Genomic DNA, 19,934 nt, shown 5'->3' with positions numbered 1-19,934 from the left:
GGCAACCATTTGATGGTAACCATACGGGTATTTTATTGTTCTGAGATTGAACGATATTCTAATTATTCATCATCATCGTCATCAATTTCACCGTCAATTTTAATATCTTTTAAGGCCGAACGGTCTTTTCTAACAAGACGTAAACGATTGAGTGAAACTTTTCCAAGAACAAGTGGAACACGTTCTTCTACAACATCACTGTATGAAAGTCCAAACCAGTTAGCTGGTGAAATGAATTTTTGAAGAACCAAGCGCATGTGAATAACACTCTTTTTAAGACTGCTGATCTTAGTATCTGGTGAAAGTACCTCTTTAATAATAACAAAGGAGAAGTCACCAACTTCACGATCAGGAATCGTAGTGTATTTCTGTGGCTGCGGCTTGATTTCACCATTTGACATCATGTCATTGACAACCTGACGTAGATAAACGTTGACCTTTTGGTCAACTCTGAATCCTAAGTAAAGTTGTACGCTGACCATATAGTCAGTATCGAATGTTTCGACACTATAAGCAGCAGTGTAAGGTTCATCGGTAACATTAACAGTAACGAACCAGTAAACTTGAGCACGCTTTGGACGTTTATCAAGAATAGAGTAGAGAATATTCTTTTTGATTCGATAACCATCGTGGATCTTTGTTAGATAAACCAAATTAGTTGTATAAAGTGGATAGCTTGGATCTTTTCTCAAATCATTTAATTGATGCTTAAAAGCTAGTAGTGAAACAAAGTGGCTCCGATAAGTGTTGTCATCTTTAAGTCTTTCACCGTATCTCCAGATGAACATAACGGCGATAAGTAAAGCGGCAATAAACATTGTGATATAAGCACCATGAATGAATTTACTACTATTAGTTACGAAGAAAATACTTTCAATAATAAAGAAGAAACTGATAATAATCGTTGTAAAGAAGCGGTTAGCACGTTTCATCAATAACCACTGATGTAGCAGAATAGTTGTCATCAACATAGTGATAGTAATTTCTAGACCGTAAGCATTAGACATGTTTTCTGAAGTTTTGAAATAGAAAACAATGAACAAGCAGACAACCCAGATAATTGAGTTAACTGTAGGAATATACAATTGACCTTTAAAGTTAGTAGGATAATAAGTCTTTAATCTTGGGAAGATTCTTAACTTAGTTGCTTCAGATACCAAAGTATATGATCCAGAAATCAAAGCTTGAGAAGCAATGATAGCGGCCATGGCTGAAAGAAAAATCCCAAATAGTCTAAAGTCAGAAGGAATTGATTGATAGAAAGGATTCATAGCTGAACCCATTTGTTGAAGCGTGTGATTATCTTTTACACCTAAGATCCAAGTAGCTTGACCTAAATAACTTAGCAATAAACAGATCTTAACAAATGGCCAACTGGTGTAAATATTAGGACGACCAACATGTCCCATATCAGAATACAATGCTTCAGCACCAGTCGTAGCTAGGAAAATACTACCAAGAATGAAAACTCCACGAATATTAATAGGACTTCTCAGTAATTCGATTGCGTAGTATGGATTTAAGGCGCGAATAATAGTCCAATCAGAAGATAGATTTAAAATTCCAATGAATCCCAGAAAGGCAAACCAAATCAGCATGATAGGACCAAAAGCACGACCAATCAATTGAGTACCAAATCTTTGAATAAAGAATAGGGTAGATAAAATGATTAGAGTAACAATAATAACTTGATTCTGAGTACTGATCAGAACCGTATTATTGATAGCAATACCTTTTAGACCTTCAATCGCAGCGGTAACAGTAACCGCTGGCGTCATCATACCATCAGCTAGGAAGGTAGCCCCACCGATCATAGCTGGAATGATCAGCCATTTAGCACGTTTTCTAACCAGAGTATAGAGGGCAAAGATACCACCCTCACCACGGTTATCGGCACGTAAAGCAATCAAAACATATTTGATTGTCGTAACCAAAGTCAGTGTCCAAAAAATCAAGGATACACTGCCTAGAATAAAATTGGTGGACATCTTTTCAAGTCCACCGTTCCCAACCATCAAAGAATGCATAACGTATAGAGGAGAAGTACCAATGTCCCCATAAACGATTCCCAAAGCAATTAGGAATCCCGCAACACTCATCTTTGAATGGGGGTTATTTTTTAATGAATTTAGTTGTGTCTTTTCCATATAAATAATCTCCAAAAATAAACAGTTCAACGGCGATTATAACATTAGAATTGATACTATGAAACCACTTAATTTTCGTCTAGTGATTTTCAATATATATCAAAGTATTTAACCGCTGTTGATATTATTTGGTGTATCTTGGAACGATTAATGAGGCATCATTCGTTTGAATTGAATACTTAATATCTTGGTTGCCACGAACGGTCATGCCATAATCAGTTGCATAAATGACTAGACCTAATTGATGGCCCTTAAGAAGCTTGTAAAAAGTAGGTTGCAATTCTACATCAATATTATAGAAAACGTTAGGATTTAGTTCATTAGTTTTATAGTTATTTTCACGATTTTGTAAATTTAAGTGACCCTTAGTAATCATTTTAAATGGAGTAGCTTTAGCCAAAGTAAATTCACGAAGATCATCTTCACGCCAATCATAAGTTTCTGCCAAGCTGTTTTTTGATAATAGAGTAGGAGAAACAGTTAAACGTTTGCTGTTCTTATAGTCGACTAATTGGAAACTCAAAAGCCCCAAGTCTTGACTTGAAGATACAGTTAAGTGAAGTTTAACTTTTCCATCGATAATTAAAGGCTCATTTAGAGGCTCAGTTTTATAAGTTAGTTGATTATTGATTAGTTTTTTATCGGTAGATAATAAATCTTTTTCCCAATCGGCGTTATGCTTACTGTAATAATCAAAAGTCTTTTCATCGAGTTTATCACTGAAGGATTGAATGGACCCAGCAACGTCTTTAGTGAGTAATTTATCATCTGATAAGTGATAGTTAATCTTATCATTTTTTGCATTAGACCAGTCTTGATAACTGTTCCAAGTTTCTGCTTTAGTATTATCCTGAATGATAACATTAGGAATTATTTCTTTAGCTTGATTGTCAATTCCTAATAATTCATGCGTTAGCCAGAGATTGATAATATCGTTATAGTCAATTGATCTGAAGGCATTGATGTAAATATGTTGTCCTTGATGGAGAATGATCTTTTGTGTAACGCCGTTATGCTTAATCCCGTTCCATAATCTTTCAACATTGCGTGGCTTTACATTCCAATCATTTAAACCATGGACCATAAAGACGTCAGCAGTTATATTCGAAAAGTTTTTGTGATAGTTTCTAGCATCCCAAAACGTATTATAGTCGCCTGTGATTCGATCTTCACCTTTTTGGATCTTAGTAATTTGTTCATTCCATTTATCCTTGATATTGTGAAAATCACCAGGTTGCAAACGACGACTGAAAGTTTCCTCTGCTAGTACATCAGCGTCTTCACCGGGAAAGCCATCTGGGGCAATTACTAAGCCACCATCACGGTAGTAGTCGTACCAACTTGAAATGGCAGCCTCACTAATAACTGTCTTTAGACCATAAACACCGGTTGTGGCGGCGGCTGTAGCAAGAGTACCTAAGTAAGAACGTCCTGTCATTGCAATTTTTTTATTGGACCACCATGCTTTAATTTCAATGTTGTCAGTTCGATTTGTGAAGGCGGGCAATTCACCAGTCAGCCATTTGATAATAGAAACAGTTGAAGTAGTTTCTTCTGGGTCACCAGTAGTTCGGAAACCGTCAGAATCTTTAGTCCCAATTCCAGCCATATAAACGACAGCAAAGCCACGTGCTAAGAAGTAATCATTCAAAGTATAAGAATTTTCTCTAGCAAAATCTTGTTCAGCTTTTTTAGTTTGACCATTGATCTCACGAGGAGCGGGAATTGTGAATTCAGGAGTTTTATATTCAATATCTTGATATTGCAAATTATTAGGTATTTTGTGTTTTAAGGAAACGTTGACATTGTGAGTCAATTTTTCGCCAGTTTCATCGTTCGTACCTTGGTTATAAGGACTAGCCGTATAAAGAACTGGTACTTTTAAACCTTGTTCAGTTTCTTGAGGACGTAATATCTCTGCCTTTAGCAAGTCACGCTTACCGTCATGATCGCTATCTTGGGGAGATTCGACATAAACTACTTCTCGAATTAGTTTATGAGGATCAAAGACTGGAAGAGTTTTGCCGTTGAAAAGTAAAGGCTTGGTTACTTTTCCATAGAATGGCACAAAGAATCCTTTAGCTGCTAATGAATCGAGGTAAGTTTGACCAGTTTTATTGTGAGTTGCCAAAAGCCAATACCAAGCAGATTTAAGTTCGTCGGTAGTGAAGAAGTTGGTGTTATGATCCGCAATCATTAATTGAATTTTTTTCATTGCTTCTAAAGGTTCTTCAAACGAAAAATCAACATCTGGATTAAACTTCAATAGTTGCAAAGCAACATTATAAAAAGCTGCAACAGATAAGCGGGTAGCTGAATCCAAATATTCATTAAGATTCTGATCTTTCGTTGCCATATAAGTTTTTAATTCTTCTTCAAAGGTGGAAGAGGTTTTAGATTCTAAAAAACTCTTACTTAGGAAACTTTTCCAAAGCTTGATAGTATCTGTTTCTGATTCATTATCCTTGTCTAGAAAACCGATATTTTTAAGTTCTATTAATTGATCTTTAAAGTCTGTTGGACGAATAGCAAATTGGTTATTTTTCATATTGACAACTCCTTTTTAGATATTAATTTCATTATAAGACAGTCGGAAAGTATTTACCTAGTTATAAAAAAAGCTCAGCACGCAAACCATATTTTGATGGTCATTATGCTGAGTTTTATTTAGTGAAAAATTAGGCTAAGGCACCCATTGGGTCCCATGGAGCAAGTACCTTAGGTTCCTTAGATTCTGTTTCGAAGGTCTTTTTAAGATCTTCTGGTAAGTATTTCTTATTGATAACTAATTGATAAACGAATTGATCAAACCATGAGTCGCTCATAACAAAGTAACCTTTGTTACCAACCTTTTCACCCCATGAGTTTTCGACTTTCCACTTCAATGGGTTGCCATTTTCATCTAGATCAACACCAGTAATAACCATGGCATGAGTCATCATACTTTCGATGTAATCAAGACGTTGAGCTTTAGTCATTTTGAGATCAGTGTTTAATAGTCCTTCAAGATCATAGATGTTTGTGTCCATAATACCAATTTTACGATCAGAACTTTGACCAACGTCACTACCGAACCAAACTGTTTCGCCAGCTTGAAGTTGTTTAATAGCAAGTTTTTTGAAGTCGTTAATTTCAAGATTCAAATGACGAACTTGACGACCGCCAATAACGTTACCCAACATTTCAACTGTATAAACGTGGTTGTAAGGTTTGTCAGATGTAGGGGCATTAATAGTTGAAATATAACTATCTAAATCCCAACCAACATACTTTTTGAAGAATTCTTGTGGTGTGATGCCAGTTTCTTTGTGGTAGTTCTTGTCATCATCACGATATGCCCAATCGAACTTAGTAGGTGGAACACCGACTGTATAAACCAAAATCTTGTAGATTTCACTTAGCATTTCGTTCTTTTTACGTTCGATATCTTCATCAGATTTGTTGTCATTAACTAAGTTACGCAAGATAATAGCATCTTTACGTAATTTCTTATTAAGAACTGAGTTTAATTCAGAAGAATTTGTACGACTGAATGTATCTGGCATTACAGCCTTTGGAACGACACCATATTTTTGAACTAGTGCCATAACCATATCCCATTGACCACCATCTTGTTGAGGTGTTGCCATCAAGAAGTCAACTTTACGATCACCAGTAGGTAAAGCAGCGGTATTGATAACATTTTCTAAGAAGTAGTTAGATTTTTCTAGTTTGTCCCAGAAAAGCATATAGCCTTGTGATAATTCAAAGCCTTTGATCTTGAAGTTGTCTTGAAGAGGGTGTCTCATAGTGTTCAAAGCGGCAAAGACCCAGCAAAGTCCAGATTGTTTTTGATCAGCAACTTTACCAGTATCGAGTTCAACTGAGAAAGTTGGGTCCATAGCTACTTTGGAAGCAATTGTTTCACTTGATTTGTACAAACCGTTGTTAGCAACAGCATTTTTAATTGCTGAAGAACCAGGTGTGTTTTCGAATGCAGTTTGAAATTTATCTAATTCTGATGATGTGATTTCTTTAGTCATACAATATTCTCCTCTATCTGATATTATCGATTACTTTAGGTCCGTTCTCATAACCGACGATAATAGTATTAACTATATCAAGAAATAGTCCATGTGCAACTATTCCAACTTGATGATCTAACCAATCAGCCAATAAGTGGGGATGCTTAATTTCACCCATTTTAAGATCGATTACGTAATTTTTGTTATGTGTCAAAATACGATTGCCTTTATCATCCAAACGAAATTCTGGTTTAAGATTTTCCTTCTTCAAATCAGCAAAGGTTTTTTCACAACCAAAAGGAATAACTTCCAAAGGTAATGGGAAACTACCTAAAGTATCAGCCATTTTTGATTGATCGACGATCCAGATATTCTTAGTAGAATTAGTTGCGACCATCTTTTCAAGAAGATGAGCAGCTCCGCCACCTTTGATACCTTGATAATTCTTATCAATTTGATCAGCACCGTCAATCGTTAAATCAATGTGGTCAACGTCGTTAAGATCTTTGGTTGGGATACCAAGAGATTTAGCTTGTTTTTCGGAGCGTGATGAAGTAGTTACAGCAACAATATTTTGAATTTCACCGGCCTGATATCTTTTGCCTAATTCTTCAATCATGTAATAAACTGTTGAGCCAGTACCAAGACCTACGACTGTATTGCTTTGAATATAGTCGACGGATTTTGTACCAACAGCTTTCTTTAATTCATTTTGATCCAACTAATTTTCCCCCTTTAGCAGTTTTTGGTAATTATCGGTTAATAAAAAGCGGATCTCGGGTTTCTTTTTGAAAGATGCTTTAGCATATTCACAAACGGGAACAATTTTTAAACTCTTTAAGTCAGCAAAATCCAATGCAGCATTCAAAAGTTTACCAGCTAATCCTTGACCACGATAATCGTCATCAACATAAGTATGATCTAATGAAATAACACCATCTTCAACAGAGGAATAAGTTATTTCACCAATCATTTTGTCATTGTCTTCCAAGTAGAAACGACCATCTTCGTGCTTCATTTCCATAAAATTACCTCCTGCTTGATTAATTTAATTTTATACTACTCTATTATAAGAAGAAAGTCAGGGCTATGAATAGTTTTATGGCGTCTAAAATGCTATTATTTTAGTTATCTAATGCTGAAGGAGTTTTCAATTTGACAAAAAAACGTGGATTTGAAATTGTGAAAAAATACGAGGGTAAAGGAATCAATTTGCCAATTCGTCAAACTAAAAATGCTGCTGGGTACGATATAGAAAGTGCCGAGGATTTCGTTGTGCCTTCAATCTGGAAATTTGGAGTTTTGAACGTTTTGAAGTTCATTCTTAACAAAGGAAAAATGGATGAGAATAAAATTGCAGATGTTCAGAAGTCAATCAAACCAGTCTTAGTACCAACTGGGGTTAAAGCATATATGCAAGATGATGAAGTGTTGATTATTGCTAGTCGTTCCAGCAATCCATTAAAACGTGGCTTGGCAATTCCTAATGGTATTGGAGTAGTTGATGCCGATTATTATAATAATGAAAGTAATGAGGGAGAATTGTTTGTTCAATTGATCAATTTCTTCCCAGTTGATTACAAAGTTAAAAAGGGCGAACGCTTAGCACAAGGTATCTTTATCAATTATCTAACAACGGATGATGATGAAGGTGGATTAACGAAACGTCATGGAGGATTTGGTTCTTCAGGAATATAATAAGAAGGGAATTATTTTATTGGCTAAAGCTAAAACAAAATTTGTCTGTCAAAATTGTGGTTATGTTTCACCAAAGTACTTAGGACGTTGTCCTAATTGCGGTGTTTGGAATCAAATGGTTGAAGAAGTCGATCATCCAGAATCTGTTAAAGCTAGTGCAACGCCCAGTCGTCGTGTTAGTGATTTAGAGTCTAAGCCAGTTAAGCTTGCTCAAGTTTCTTTTGAAAAAGAACCAAGAGTTAAAACTGAATTAGGTGAGTTGAATCGAGTACTTGGTGGTGGAATCGTGCCAGGTTCTTTGATTTTAATTGGTGGAGATCCTGGAATTGGAAAATCAACCTTACTAACACAAGTTTCCGGTCAATTGGCCAAAGATGGCGGCAAAGTTTTATATGTATCTGGTGAGGAAAGTGCCTCGCAAATCAAAATGAGAGCTGATCGTTTAGGAATAACAGGTGATAATTTATATCTTTATCCACAAACTGATATGAGTTACATTCGTCAAACAATTGATGATATGCATCCAGATTACTTAATCATTGATTCTGTTCAAACAATGGATGAACCTGAAATAACATCAGCCGTTGGTAGTATTTCACAGATTCGAGAAGTTACAGCAGAATTGATGAATATTGCTAAACAACAGAATGTAACCGTTTTTGTTGTGGGACATGTTACCAAAGGTGGAGCTATTGCTGGTCCAAAGATTTTGGAACATATGGTGGATACTGTTCTATACTTTGAAGGGGACACCCATCATAGCTATCGAATCTTGAGATCGGTTAAGAATCGTTTTGGCTCAACTAACGAGATTGGTATTTTTGAGATGCAGACTAAAGGATTGGTAGAAGTGGCCAATCCTTCGGAGATCTTCTTAGAGGAACGTTTAGCTGATGCCAATGGTTCCGCGGTTGTGGTTTCTATGGAAGGTACCAGACCAATTTTAGTTGAAATTCAATCGTTGATTACTCCAACTATTTTTGGAAATGCCAAACGAACAGCAACTGGTTTAGATCATAATCGTGTTTCTGTTATTATGGCGGTTCTGGAAAAACGTGGAAATCTAATGCTTCAAAACCAAGATGCTTATTTAAAATCAACTGGAGGAGTAAAATTAGATGAGCCAGCGATTGATTTAGCTTTGGCAATGTCAATTGCATCCAGTTATAAGAATATTGGTATTCCTGGGACTGATTGTTTCGTCGGTGAAGTTGGTTTGACGGGTGAGGTTCGTCGAGTCAACCGCATTGATCAACGAGTTAATGAGGCAGAGAAATTAGGATTTAAACGTATTTTTATTCCTAAAAACAATTTGGGTGACTGGTCTAAAAATAACAAGATTAAAATAATCGGTGTCAGTACAGTATCAGATGCAATGAACAAGATTTTTTAAATGAGGAGGTTTCTATGCGAAAGATTGTAGTAAATATAATTTTTGCACTATTAGGTATTGCAGTTGGTATTACTGTCTTACCTAGTTTGTGGGAAGTATCAGGCTTAGCAGAAGTTGCTTTTATCAATAACGGCTATTTTGACGGACTTATTGGATGTATTATATTTTATTTCTTGTCGTTCTTGTTTGTTAAACCAATTTTGAATTTGAATCAAAGAATTGAAAAATATTTAAATTCTAGATCCCCTGGTTGGATCATTTACGGTTCAGCTTTTCTAATTGGTGGTTTAGTTTTAGCTAATATCATTTCAATTCCGTTCTATTTGATGCACAATATGTTTTCAAATGTGATTCCAGTGATCTTAATGATCGTCTTTGGCTGGATCGGATTTAGAATGGGAACAAGCCGTCGTAGTGACTGGAGTAATTTCTCTATCTCTAAACGTAGTAACAATGCAGAAAATAAGGTTGATAAGGGTAGTGCTTTAGCTTCAGAGGGTGAAGTAACACGTCGTTCGGCTAAGAAGGACTTTTATCCATATAAGATTTTAGATACTTCAGTTGTTATTGATGGAAGAATTCATCAGTTGGCTCAAACGGGATTTTTGGAAGGTAAGTTGATGATTCCTGATTTCGTTGTACATGAATTACAATTGATCTCTGATTCTAGTGATAATCAAAAACGTGAACGTGGTCGTCGTGGTTTGGACATTTTGAATGAAATTAAGATGGATCAAACAATAAATTACGAAACAACAACACGTGATTATGATAATATTCCAGAAGTGGATATGAAATTACTTAAATTAGCTAAAGAAATCGGTGGTGCTGTCATCACAAATGATTATAATTTAAGTAAGGTAAGTGAATTTCAAAATGTTCAAGTACTTAACATTAACGAATTAGCCAAAGTTTTGAAACCTATGGTTTTGCCAGGAGAAACGATGACTGTTAAAGTTATAAAAGAGGGTACTGAAAGAGAGCAAGGTGTCGCATACCTAGAAGACGGTACGATGGTTGTTGTTGAAGAAGGTAAATATTTCATCAACAAAGATGTCGATGTCGTTGTAACTAGTGCGTTGCAAACCGATGCTGGTAAAATGATATTTGCAAAGCCTAAGCATTCAATGCATGGTATCCAGGAAAAGAGCAGTGCCAAGGAGAATACCAATAACCAAAGTAAGAACGGTGGCAACAATCGCAACCGTAACAACAATGGCAATCGGAATTCAAATAAAAACGGCTCGAGAAATAAAAGGGGAGAACACAGAAATGGCAAAAAAGTCAGATAACAAAATTCGTGTAAGATATGCACCAAGTCCAACAGGTCACTTGCACATTGGGAACGCTAGAACAGCTATCTTTAACTACTTGTTCGCACGTAGTCACAAGGGAACTTTCGTTATCCGTATCGAAGATACTGATACAAAGCGTAACGTTGAAGGTGGTACAAAGAGTCAACTAGAAAACCTTAAATGGCTTGGCGTTGATTGGGATGAAGGTCCAGATGTCGGTGGAGATTATGGTCCTTACCGTCAATCAGAAAGAAAAGAAATTTATCAAAAATATATTGATGAATTACTTGAAAAGGGCTTGGCTTACAAATCATATCTGACTGAAGAACAACTACAACAAATGCGTGAAGATCAAGAAGCTCATGGTCAAATGCCTCACTACGAATACGAATTCGAAGGTATGTCTGAAGATGAAAAGGCTGCTAAGATCAAGGAAGCTGAAGATGCTGGTTTACAACCAGTTGTTCGTTTCCACGTACCAGTTGGTAAGAACTATGAATGGGACGATATCGTAAAAGGTAAAGTTTCAATCGGTTCTGATACTATTGGTGGCGATTGGGTTATCCAAAAGCGTGATGGTATGCCTACATACAACTTTGCCGTTGTTATTGATGACCATTTGATGGAAATCAGTCATGTTCTTCGTGGTGACGATCATGTTGCCAATACACCAAAACAATTGATGATTTATGAAGCACTAGGCTGGGAAGCACCTAAGTTTGGTCATATGACATTGATCATCAATACTGAAACAGGTAAGAAATTAAGTAAACGTGATGAATCAATTCTCCAATTTATCGAACAATATCGTGAGTTAGGTTACTTGCCAGAAGCAATGTTTAACTTTATTGCCCTATTAGGTTGGTCACCAGTTGGTGAAGATGAATTATTTACACGTAAACAATTTATCAAGATCTTCGATGAACATCGTTTAAGTAAATCACCTGCTAAGTTTGATCAAAAGAAACTTGAATGGGTCAACAACCAATATGTTAAGAATGCTGATCTCAGTGAAATCACTGACTTAGTACTTGCTAACTTAATTGAAGCAAAACGTATCGAAGCTAACCCAAGTACAGACGAAATTCAATGGGTAAGACATTTGACAGAACTTTACATGCCACAAATGTCATACACACAACAAATCGTTGACTTGTCAGATGTCTTCTTTAACCAACCAGAACATCTAACAGATGACGAACAAAAAGAACTTGCTGATGACGATGCTAAGACTGCTATTGAAGACTTGAAAGGTAAGTTAGAAAAACTTGACCGTTTCACTGCTACTCAAATTATGAGTGCTATTCAATCAGTTAGAGCTGATACTGGAGTTAAGGGTAGAAAACTTTACATGCCAGCTAGAATTGCCGCTACAAGAACAATGCATGGTCCAGCTATTGCTGAAACTATCGAATTGTTTGGTCGCGACAAAGCTCTTGCTAATATTGACAAGACACTTTCAGAAATGAAATAATCAGAGAGTGGTATGGGAGAGTTACTCTCATTTCACTCGTTTCAAATAAACAAGAAACCAAAAAGAGGTTGAAGGAAAACTTAGTTTGCCTCAACCTCTTTTTTTTATAGGGTGGAATAAAATGTTAAAAATATTGAACACATTGACACGCCAAAAAGAAGAATTTAAACCATTAACGCCTAACGAAGTGAATATGTATGTCTGTGGACCAACCGTCTACAATTATATTCATATTGGTAATGCTCGTTCTATCGTTGCGTTTGACACAATTCGACGTTATTTGGAATTTCTTGGATACAAAGTGAAATTTGTTTCTAACTTTACCGATGTCGATGACAAGATGATCAAAGAGGCCAACAAAGAAGGTATTACTGTACCCGAAGTGGCGGACCGTTACATTAAAGCATTCTATGAAGATATTGCTGCTATCAACGTTCAAAAGGCCACAATTAATCCTCGAGCATCTGACAATATTCAAGAGATCATCGATTTTATCTCTGATTTGATTGAAAAAGGTTACGCTTACGAATCACAAGGCGATGTCTTTTATCGAGCTAGAAAATTTAAGAATTATGGTGAACTATCTGGTCAAAATATCGATCAATTAGTTGAAGGTGCCAGTGAACATATTGGCGATGATGAATTCGATAAGAAACAAGATCCAATCGATTTTGCACTCTGGAAGAAAGCTAAACCTAATGAGATCAAATGGGATTCTCCATGGGGTGAAGGTCGTCCAGGTTGGCATATTGAATGTTCAGTCATGTCGACTAAATATTTAGGTGATACTTTTGACATTCATGGTGGTGGTCAAGATCTTGAGTTCCCACATCATGAAAATGAAATTGCCCAAAGCGAAGCTAAAACAGGTAAGAAATTCGTTAACTATTGGATGCACAATGGTTTCGTTACAGTCGAGAACAATGAAAAGATGAGTAAGTCACTAGGAAACTTTGTCACAGTTCATGATCTTGTTAAGACAACAGATCCACAAGTTTTACGTTTCTTCTTATCTTCAACACATTATCGTCGTCCACTTGAATACTCACAATCTAATTTACAAAAGGCAGCCGATAATTTGAGTAAAATCAAAACAGCTTACAATAATTTGAAATTCAGATTAGATAATGCTGAAAAAGACGATGATGATAGTGATATGTTCACGCAAGTTGCAACAATCGTTGATGCCTTTAAAGAAGCTATGAATGATGATTTTAATGTTCAAAATGGTTTAACCGAAATATTTAACTTGGTTAGTTTAGCAAACAATTATGCGGCTCAGGATATAGTTGCGAAAAATAACGTAAATGTTATTCTAGAAGCTATGGTCAATTTGACAAGTATCTTAGGTGTTAAATTAGATGATCAAAAGGATCTTTCTGAAGAGATTCAACAAATGGTCGATCAACGTGATCAAGCTCGTGCAGACAAAGATTTTGCTACAAGTGATAAATTACGTGACCAATTAAAAGACATGGGTGTAATTCTAGAAGATACACCACAGGGAACACGGTGGCATATTAATGACTGATGTTAAAAAATTTAATGGCGTGACTTTGGCTTATTTAGGGGATGCAGTTTATGAAGTATTCATTCGTGAACATTTACTCTCTAAAAATATCGTTAAAGTTAACGAACTACAGCACCAAGCAAAGCACTACGTTTCAGCGAAGGCTCAGGCATCTTTAATTACTTTGATGCTTGATAAAGATGTTTTATCTGAAAAAGAAATTCGGATTTATAAGAACGGTCGCAATGCGAAAAAGCAAACAAAAGCAAAGAATACGAGTGTTGTCACATATCATATGTCCACTGGATTTGAAGCTGTTTTTGGTTATTTAGATATTACTGGCGACAAAGAACGTGTGAAAGAATTAGCACAATGGTGCATCAATGAAGTGGAAACAGGAGAAGCAGATGGCAGACAATTCGAATAGACATAACAATAGTAGTAATTTAGAGGAAAATGAATTAGTTTATGGTGTACATTCAGTAATTGAATTATTGAAGTCAGCAACAGCTAATCAACGTGTAAATAAGGTTTTAGTTCAAAAGGGACTTTCAAGTGAACATATTGCTGAGGCTATCAAGTTAGCTAAACGTGATCGTTTAATCGTTCAAGAAGTACCTAAGAATAAATTAGATGATGTCAGTGATGGTGGTAATCACCAAGGTATGGCAGCTTATGTTGCTCCATACCAATACGCAGAAATGGACGATATCTTTAAGAGTGCTGAAAAGAAGGGTACTGATCCTTTTATTTTGATTCTTGACAAAATTGAAGATCCTCATAATTTAGGTTCAATTATGCGTACTGCTGATGCTGTCGGTGTAGATGGAATTATTGTTCCAAAGCATCGTTCAACTGGATTGACTTCAACTGTTGCGAAGACTTCAACTGGTGCGATTGAACATGTTCCTGTTGTACGAGTTACTAACTTAGTTAATACTATTAAAGACTTAAAGAAGCGTAACGTTTGGGTCTTTGGTACAGCTATGGAAGGTGACAACTATCGTAATTGGAATGCTAAGGGTGCAGTTGCTTTAATTATTGGTAATGAAGGTAAAGGTATCTCACCATTAGTTCTTAAACAAGCCGATCAAACATTGAATATTCCGATGGTTGGACATGTTCAAAGTTTGAACGCTTCAGTTGCAACTGGTATCTTGTTATATCAAGCTTTTGCTTCACGTAATGCTTAATAATTATTAAACGGATGATTAAATTTCATTCGTTTTTTTTGTAAACAAGAGTTCGCTTAAAATGGGATTGGAATTCATGTTATTGTAGAATTATAAAATAATTGTCTGTAACAACATTGCCGATGTACAACGAAGAAGAAGCAATATGGATTGAACAAGTAAGAAGTAATCATGATTCCAATGCACTAAGTTGTTTAATTAATAAGTATCGCCCAATGATCGACAATATGCGTGCCCATTACTATATTAAAAGTTTGGATCGTAACGACTGGTATCAAGAAGCATTTTGGATCTGTTACCAAACCTGTAATTTATTTGATGGAACAACTGGTTCCAAATTTGGTAGCTTTTTTAAAATGAAATTTAAACATCGTGTTATTGATATAATTCGTAAAGAAAATTCTCAAAAAAGAAAACTTAATAATATTGCTGAACCACTCGAAAAAATTGATACAAAGCGCTTAACTATTCCCAGTCATCGTAATCAAATTGAGTTATTTGATACTTTGAATTATCTAGCTAAGAAGATGACTAAGACCGAAATTGTGGCTTTGAGATACGCCATGGGTCATCTTTCATTAAGACAGGCTTGTGAGCAGGCCCAAACTGATGAGAGGCAGATTCGTCAAGCAGTTTATAGCTGTCATCGTAAAATCAAAAAAGCTCGGGAATTAGATTTGTCATGATATTGCAATGGACAAAACAACTCCCAGAGTTTACAATTAATAAGATTAAGATTAGATTTTGGAGATAGACATGGGATTAAGAAAAGTCGCCCTTGCTTGTGAAGTTTGCGGTTCACGTAACTATACAATTACTGAGAACCCAAATAGAACTGAACGTCTTGAAGTAAAGAAGTTCTGTAAGCACTGTGGCAAACATACATTACATAAAGAAACAAGATAACCTTGGAGGAACAAATGAAACTATTTAAATTTTTTGGTAGCGTCAATAAAGAAATGAAATTAGTTGTTTGGCCTACATTTAAAGAAAACAGACGTGATACATGGACTGTTATCGCTACATCATTAATGTACGCAATCTTCTTTGCCTTAGTAGATTGGGGCTTGGTAGCGTTGTTACAACATTTTGTAATGGCTAAATAGATTGTAAGTACGTAAGAAATTTGCTATTATGTAACTAATGGAAAAAACTTCGACTTGGTTCGGAGTTTTTTTATTTTGAATTTTTGGAGGAAATTATGGCTGAAGCTGGCGAAAAACAATGGTATGTATTACATACTTATTCAGGATATGAAAATAAAGTTAAGGAAAATCTCGAATCACGTGCCCAATCAATGGGTATGGAAGATTACATTTTCCGTGCAGTTGTTCCTGAAGAAGAAGAAACAAAAGTTAAAAACGGTAAAGAAAAGAAAGAAATGGAAAAAACTTTCCCTGGATATGTTCTAGTTGAAATGGTTATGAGTGATGAATCATGGTTTATCGTTCGTAATACACCAGGTGTTACCGGTTTTGTCGGCAGTCACGGTTCTGGTAGTAAACCTGCACCATTATTACCTGAAGAAATTGATAATATTCTTAGTCAATTCGGAATGGATTCACAAAAACCTTCTGACTTTGAAGTAGGTGAAACAGTTAAGATCACTGATGGTGCCTTTTCAGACATGTCAGGTAAGATCACAGAAATTGATGATGAACATAGAAAACTTAAAGTTGATGTTGATATGTTTGGTCGTATGACATCTGCCGAAGTAGACTTCACTTCTGTTGAAAAACAAAAATAAGCATTGTCAATCTTAGTAGGCCGTGCTATTATATAACGGTATGTTTTTGAGACATACATGTGGGAGAGAAAATTTTGATTCTCATCATGACCACATCACGGAACAAGGAGGTATGCACCGTGGCTAAAAAAGTTGCTAACGTAGTAAAATTACAAATCCCTGCTGGACAGGCTACTCCAGCTCCTCCAGTTGGTCCTGCTTTAGGACAAGCTGGTATTAACATTGTTGCCTTTACAAAGGACTTCAATGCACGTACACAAGATCAAAAGGGTATGATTATCCCTGTTGTTATCTCAGTATATGAAGACCGTTCATTCGATTTCGTTACTAAGACACCACCAGCTGCTGTTCTATTGAAGAAAGCTGCTGGCGTTGAAAAGGGCTCTGGCGAACCTAACACAAATAAGGTTGCCACTGTTACTGAAGACCAAGTTCGCGAAATTGCTGAAACCAAGATGAAAGACCTAAACGCTGCAAATGTTGAATCTGCAATGCGTATGGTTGCTGGTACTGCAAGAAGTATGGGCTTTGAAGTAAAGTAAAAGACTAGATTTAAGCAGTTTACAGGAATGTGAAAACATTCTTAACAAGTGGGAGGAGAAAATTTAATTCTCCGAAAGACCACAAAGCAAGGAGGAACTTAGCATGGCTAAGCATGGAAAAAAATATACAGAAGCACTAAAACAAGTAGATAAAAACAAAACTTACACTGCTGAAGAAGCTGTTGAATTATTAAAGAAGGTTGACTTCGCTAAATTCGACGCAACTGTTGAAGTTGCTGTTAACTTGGACGTAGATCCTAAACAAGCTGATCAACAAATTCGTGGTGCCATCGTTCTACCTAATGGTACTGGTAAGACTCAAAAGGTTATCGTCTTCGCTGAAGGACAACAAGCTAAGGATGCAGAAGCAGCCGGTGCTGATATTGTTGGTTCAGATGACCTTGTTGAAAAAATTCAAGACGGTTGGCTAGACTTTGACGTTGCTGTTGCAACACCACCAATGATGGCTAAAGTAGGTCGTTTAGGTCGAGTTCTTGGACCTAAAGGTTTGATGCCTAATCCTAAGACCGGTACAGTTACTATGGATGTAACAAAGGCTGTTAATGATATTAAAGCCGGACAAGTTACATACCGTGTTGACTCAAACGGTCTTATCCACGCACCTATTGGTAAGATCTCATTTGATACAGACAAGATCGTTGAAAACTTCAACGCATTCTTTGGCGCAATTGCCAAGGCTCGTCCTGCATCATTGAAGGGTAATTATGTAGTTAGTGTTAACATGACATCTACATTTGGCCCTGGTCTTAAAATCAATGCTTAATTAGTGTTGACTAACAACCAAAATAATGATAGATTAATATAGTTGATTTCTACCGTAGACTCAGGTGATGAAAGTCTTAATATCCTGCCGAGGCCAGAAGATTATTTCACTTAATCTCTGTGTCCTTTGGGCACAGAGATTTTATTTTTTTAAGCCGTATTTGTAGAAAATTAACTAAAAAATTGTGGAGGTGAAACGTAATAATGAAGCAAGATGTATTAGCACAAAAACAAGCACAAGTTGATGAAATTGCTAAACAACTAACAGGCGCAAAATCAGTAATCGTTGTTGATTACTTAGGTCTAACTGTTGAACAAGCAACAGAAATGCGTGCTGAATTACGTGAACAAGGTGCTACAATGCAAGTTATCAAGAATACAATCTTGAGACGTGCAGCTGAAAAAGCTGGTGTTGAAGGTCTAGAGAAGTTCTTCGTTGGACCAACAGCTATTGCTTATTCAGAAGAAGATCCTGTTGGACCTGCTAAAGTAGCCGCTAAATTTGCCAAAGATGTTGAAGCCGTTGAAATCAAGGGTGGAATTATCGAAGGTAAAGCTGCATCTCTTGAAGAAATTCAAGAATTAGCTACATTACCAGACAGAGATGGCTTGCTATCAATGTTGGTATCTGTATTACAAGCTCCAGTTCGCGACTTTGCTATGGTTGTTAAGGCCGTTGCAGATAAAGAAGACGGACAAGAAGCTTAATTAATTTAAAAAAACTCATAATATTTGGAGGATACAATAATGGCTTTAGATACACAAAAGATTATCGATGATTTAAAAGATGCTTCAATTCTTGAACTAAACGACCTTGTTAAGGCTATCGAAGAAGAATTTGACGTTAAGGCTGCTGCTCCAGTTGCTGCTGCCGGTGCTGCTGGTGGCGACGCTGCTGCAGAAAAGGACTCATTTGACGTTGAACTTACAGAAGCAGGTCAAGAAAAGGTTAAGGTTATCAAGGAAGTTCGTGGTATCACAGGACTTGGCTTGAAGGACTCAAAGGACCTTGTTGATGGTGCTCCTAAGGTTATCAAGGAAGGCGTTGCTAAGGCTGACGCTGATGACATGAAGGCTAAACTAGAAGCTGTTGGTGCAACAGTTACATTGAAGTAATTCACTTTAATGATAAAATTAATCCTCGTAAGAGGATTTTTTTTTACCCTCAAATAGAAAGGTGAAAATTATGGCTAATCAATATTTTGAGAATGATCCTAGTTTAGAACATGAAATTAAAAATTTTAATTTTACTTTACGTGATCACAATTTGGATTTTATGTCTGACAGTGGAGTTTTTTCACGCCAAACAGTTGATTATGGTTCAAGAGTGTTAATTGGAGCAATTGATTTTCAAAATATTCCTAACGGAGATATTTTGGATGTAGGTTGTGGCTATGGACCTATCGGCTTGGCTTTAGCTAAAGATCAAACTAATCGTAAAGTAACAATGGTCGATGTTAATTTACGAGCACTTGATTTGGCAAAGAAGAATGCTCAAGCTAATCAAATTAAAAACGTAGATATTTTTGAGTCTGATACTTATAAGAGCGTTACTGGTAAATATGCCTTGATTGTTTCTAATCCTCCTGTTCGAGCAGGTAAGCAGGTTGTAACGTCAATATTGGCCGATTCTAAAGATTATTTGGTACCTAATGGTGAATTATGGATCGTATTGCAAAAGAAGCAAGGTGCACCGTCAGCTAAAAAATTGATGGAACAAACCTTTGGCAATGTTGAAGTTGTTACTCGTGATAAAGGATATTATATTTTGAAAAGTAAATTAATTTAAAAATTTTCGGAATATGGTATATTCATCTTGGAGGCGTTTTCTTATGAAGAAAAAAATCATGATTGGTTTAATTTTGTCTGCTCTAACAGCGGGAACTATTTTTACGGTATCTTCTGTGATTAAGCTTTTGAAGAAAAAAGCGATTCGACAAGATCGAAAAGAATTAGAATCATATGTTGAAAAATATTTACATGGCAATGAAAAACTTATGGAATTCGTTGAGACCTTGACGGATGACCAGGTGAAAGAATTAATCGATATTTTAGAAACACTGAAAAAGAAACAGGATCAACTTAAATTAAAAGCTCCTGTTTTTCCAAAATACTTAGAGAAGAAAGTAACCAACTTAATTAGTTAAA

Annotated in this window: 22 protein-coding genes and 1 other annotated feature; of the genes, 17 read left to right on the top strand and 5 right to left on the bottom strand. The window is 36.1% G+C overall.

Going from position 1 to position 19,934, the window contains the following annotated elements; translation table 11 throughout:
• Positions 1–62: 62 nt before the first annotated feature.
• From LAB100_RS03720 to LAB100_RS03700, 5 genes are all read right to left on the bottom strand, one after another.
• Complete coding sequence (locus LAB100_RS03720) at positions 63–2,147, bottom strand: KUP/HAK/KT family potassium transporter (RefSeq protein WP_119325858.1); 2,085 nt, start codon at positions 2,145–2,147, stop codon at positions 63–65.
• Between the two features lie 124 nt (positions 2,148–2,271).
• Positions 2,272–4,695, bottom strand: a complete 2,424-nt coding sequence (locus LAB100_RS03715) for a Xaa-Pro dipeptidyl-peptidase (RefSeq protein WP_119325859.1) — start codon at positions 4,693–4,695, stop codon at positions 2,272–2,274.
• A gap of 130 nt (positions 4,696–4,825) precedes the next feature.
• Complete coding sequence (locus LAB100_RS03710; RefSeq protein ID WP_119325860.1) at positions 4,826–6,169, bottom strand: C1 family peptidase; 1,344 nt, start codon at positions 6,167–6,169, stop codon at positions 4,826–4,828.
• Between the two features lie 13 nt (positions 6,170–6,182).
• The gene (rpiA, locus tag LAB100_RS03705) at positions 6,183–6,872 is read right to left on the bottom strand and encodes a ribose-5-phosphate isomerase RpiA (protein WP_119325861.1); all 690 of its coding nucleotides are present in this window, start codon (positions 6,870–6,872) and stop codon (positions 6,183–6,185) included.
• Complete coding sequence (locus LAB100_RS03700) at positions 6,873–7,175, bottom strand: GNAT family N-acetyltransferase (RefSeq protein WP_119325862.1); 303 nt, start codon at positions 7,173–7,175, stop codon at positions 6,873–6,875.
• A 131-nt stretch (positions 7,176–7,306) separates the two neighbouring features.
• On the opposite strand from LAB100_RS03700, the gene LAB100_RS03695 reads away from it, so the two are divergent.
• From LAB100_RS03695 to LAB100_RS03615, 17 genes are all read left to right on the top strand, one after another.
• On the top strand, positions 7,307–7,849 hold the full coding sequence (locus tag LAB100_RS03695; protein ID WP_119325863.1) for a dCTP deaminase/dUTPase family protein: 543 nt from the start codon (positions 7,307–7,309) through the stop codon (positions 7,847–7,849).
• A gap of 19 nt (positions 7,850–7,868) precedes the next feature.
• Positions 7,869–9,242, top strand: a complete 1,374-nt coding sequence (radA, locus tag LAB100_RS03690) for a DNA repair protein RadA (protein WP_119325919.1) — start codon at positions 7,869–7,871, stop codon at positions 9,240–9,242.
• 14 nt (positions 9,243–9,256) lie between these two features.
• Entirely contained in the window at positions 9,257–10,534 is a 1,278-nt protein-coding gene (locus tag LAB100_RS03685; RefSeq protein WP_119325864.1) for a PIN/TRAM domain-containing protein, read from the top strand.
• Positions 10,515–12,011, top strand: a complete 1,497-nt coding sequence (gltX, locus tag LAB100_RS03680; protein ID WP_119325865.1) for a glutamate--tRNA ligase — start codon at positions 10,515–10,517, stop codon at positions 12,009–12,011. Before LAB100_RS03685 ends, gltX begins: the two co-directional genes overlap by 20 nt.
• Before the next feature lie 121 nt (positions 12,012–12,132).
• Positions 12,133–13,542: a cysteine--tRNA ligase gene (cysS, locus tag LAB100_RS03675; RefSeq protein WP_119325866.1), complete on the top strand. Its 1,410-nt coding sequence runs from the start codon at positions 12,133–12,135 to the stop codon at positions 13,540–13,542.
• The gene (locus tag LAB100_RS03670) at positions 13,535–13,948 is read left to right on the top strand and encodes a Mini-ribonuclease 3 (RefSeq protein WP_119325867.1); all 414 of its coding nucleotides are present in this window, start codon (positions 13,535–13,537) and stop codon (positions 13,946–13,948) included. Before cysS ends, LAB100_RS03670 begins: the two co-directional genes overlap by 8 nt.
• Positions 13,929–14,714, top strand: coding sequence for a 23S rRNA (guanosine(2251)-2'-O)-methyltransferase RlmB (gene rlmB, locus LAB100_RS03665; protein ID WP_119325868.1), 786 nt, complete (start codon positions 13,929–13,931; stop codon positions 14,712–14,714). The genes LAB100_RS03670 and rlmB overlap by 20 nt, the downstream gene beginning before the upstream one ends.
• A 101-nt stretch (positions 14,715–14,815) precedes the next feature.
• Positions 14,816–15,400, top strand: coding sequence for a sigma-70 family RNA polymerase sigma factor (locus tag LAB100_RS03660; protein ID WP_119325869.1), 585 nt, complete (start codon positions 14,816–14,818; stop codon positions 15,398–15,400).
• A gap of 70 nt (positions 15,401–15,470) precedes the next feature.
• Positions 15,471–15,620, top strand: coding sequence for a 50S ribosomal protein L33 (rpmG, locus tag LAB100_RS03655; RefSeq protein ID WP_057880839.1), 150 nt, complete (start codon positions 15,471–15,473; stop codon positions 15,618–15,620).
• Between the two features lie 14 nt (positions 15,621–15,634).
• Positions 15,635–15,820, top strand: a complete 186-nt coding sequence (secE, locus tag LAB100_RS03650; protein WP_119325870.1) for a preprotein translocase subunit SecE — start codon at positions 15,635–15,637, stop codon at positions 15,818–15,820.
• A gap of 95 nt (positions 15,821–15,915) precedes the next feature.
• Complete coding sequence (gene nusG / locus LAB100_RS03645; protein WP_119325871.1) at positions 15,916–16,461, top strand: transcription termination/antitermination protein NusG; 546 nt, start codon at positions 15,916–15,918, stop codon at positions 16,459–16,461.
• A gap of 119 nt (positions 16,462–16,580) precedes the next feature.
• Positions 16,581–17,003 (top strand): 50S ribosomal protein L11, encoded by a 423-nt coding sequence (gene rplK / locus LAB100_RS03640; RefSeq protein ID WP_025085249.1) that lies wholly within the window; start codon positions 16,581–16,583, stop codon positions 17,001–17,003.
• Positions 17,004–17,106: 103 nt separating this feature from the next.
• Positions 17,107–17,787 (top strand): 50S ribosomal protein L1, encoded by a 681-nt coding sequence (gene rplA / locus LAB100_RS03635; RefSeq protein ID WP_119325872.1) that lies wholly within the window; start codon positions 17,107–17,109, stop codon positions 17,785–17,787.
• A 34-nt stretch (positions 17,788–17,821) separates the two neighbouring features.
• Positions 17,822–17,941: a sequence feature (ribosomal protein L10 leader region), on the top strand.
• 49 nt (positions 17,942–17,990) lie between these two features.
• On the top strand, positions 17,991–18,494 hold the full coding sequence (gene rplJ, locus LAB100_RS03630; protein ID WP_119325873.1) for a 50S ribosomal protein L10: 504 nt from the start codon (positions 17,991–17,993) through the stop codon (positions 18,492–18,494).
• 39 nt (positions 18,495–18,533) lie between these two features.
• Positions 18,534–18,902 (top strand): 50S ribosomal protein L7/L12, encoded by a 369-nt coding sequence (gene rplL, locus LAB100_RS03625; protein WP_057867318.1) that lies wholly within the window; start codon positions 18,534–18,536, stop codon positions 18,900–18,902.
• 70 nt (positions 18,903–18,972) lie between these two features.
• Positions 18,973–19,575, top strand: coding sequence for a class I SAM-dependent methyltransferase (locus LAB100_RS03620; RefSeq protein WP_119325874.1), 603 nt, complete (start codon positions 18,973–18,975; stop codon positions 19,573–19,575).
• A 43-nt stretch (positions 19,576–19,618) separates the two neighbouring features.
• Positions 19,619–19,933 carry a hypothetical protein gene (locus LAB100_RS03615; protein WP_119325875.1) on the top strand — a complete coding sequence of 105 codons (315 nt, stop codon included), beginning with the start codon at positions 19,619–19,621 and terminating at the stop codon, positions 19,931–19,933.
• The last annotated feature ends 1 nt before the right edge of the window (position 19,934 follow it).

This window comes from Companilactobacillus musae (assembly GCF_003967595.1).
Lineage (GTDB): Bacteria > Bacillota > Bacilli > Lactobacillales > Lactobacillaceae > Companilactobacillus > Companilactobacillus musae.
Note: the sequence above shows the minus strand (reverse complement) of the source record. Positions and strands in the feature narration are given on the sequence as shown.

Bases quoted from the DNA above. Each gene is read 5' to 3' on its own strand.
- LAB100_RS03720 (WP_119325858.1), bottom strand. From the start codon at position 2,147: ATGGAAAAGACACAACTAAATTCATTAAAAAATAACCCCCATTCAAAG.
- LAB100_RS03715 (WP_119325859.1), bottom strand. From the start codon at position 4,695: ATGAAAAATAACCAATTTGCTATTCGTCCAACAGACTTTAAAGATCAA.
- LAB100_RS03710 (WP_119325860.1), bottom strand. From the start codon at position 6,169: ATGACTAAAGAAATCACATCATCAGAATTAGATAAATTTCAAACTGCA.
- LAB100_RS03700 (WP_119325862.1), bottom strand. From the start codon at position 7,175: ATGGAAATGAAGCACGAAGATGGTCGTTTCTACTTGGAAGACAATGAC.
- LAB100_RS03685 (WP_119325864.1), top strand. From the start codon at position 9,257: ATGCGAAAGATTGTAGTAAATATAATTTTTGCACTATTAGGTATTGCA.
- gltX (WP_119325865.1), top strand. From the start codon at position 10,515: ATGGCAAAAAAGTCAGATAACAAAATTCGTGTAAGATATGCACCAAGT.
- cysS (WP_119325866.1), top strand. From the start codon at position 12,133: ATGTTAAAAATATTGAACACATTGACACGCCAAAAAGAAGAATTTAAA.
- LAB100_RS03670 (WP_119325867.1), top strand. From the start codon at position 13,535: ATGACTGATGTTAAAAAATTTAATGGCGTGACTTTGGCTTATTTAGGG.
- rlmB (WP_119325868.1), top strand. From the start codon at position 13,929: ATGGCAGACAATTCGAATAGACATAACAATAGTAGTAATTTAGAGGAA.
- rpmG (WP_057880839.1), top strand. From the start codon at position 15,471: ATGGGATTAAGAAAAGTCGCCCTTGCTTGTGAAGTTTGCGGTTCACGT.
- secE (WP_119325870.1), top strand. From the start codon at position 15,635: ATGAAACTATTTAAATTTTTTGGTAGCGTCAATAAAGAAATGAAATTA.
- nusG (WP_119325871.1), top strand. From the start codon at position 15,916: ATGGCTGAAGCTGGCGAAAAACAATGGTATGTATTACATACTTATTCA.
- rplA (WP_119325872.1), top strand. From the start codon at position 17,107: ATGGCTAAGCATGGAAAAAAATATACAGAAGCACTAAAACAAGTAGAT.
- rplJ (WP_119325873.1), top strand. From the start codon at position 17,991: ATGAAGCAAGATGTATTAGCACAAAAACAAGCACAAGTTGATGAAATT.
- rplL (WP_057867318.1), top strand. From the start codon at position 18,534: ATGGCTTTAGATACACAAAAGATTATCGATGATTTAAAAGATGCTTCA.
- LAB100_RS03620 (WP_119325874.1), top strand. From the start codon at position 18,973: ATGGCTAATCAATATTTTGAGAATGATCCTAGTTTAGAACATGAAATT.
- LAB100_RS03615 (WP_119325875.1), top strand. From the start codon at position 19,619: ATGAAGAAAAAAATCATGATTGGTTTAATTTTGTCTGCTCTAACAGCG.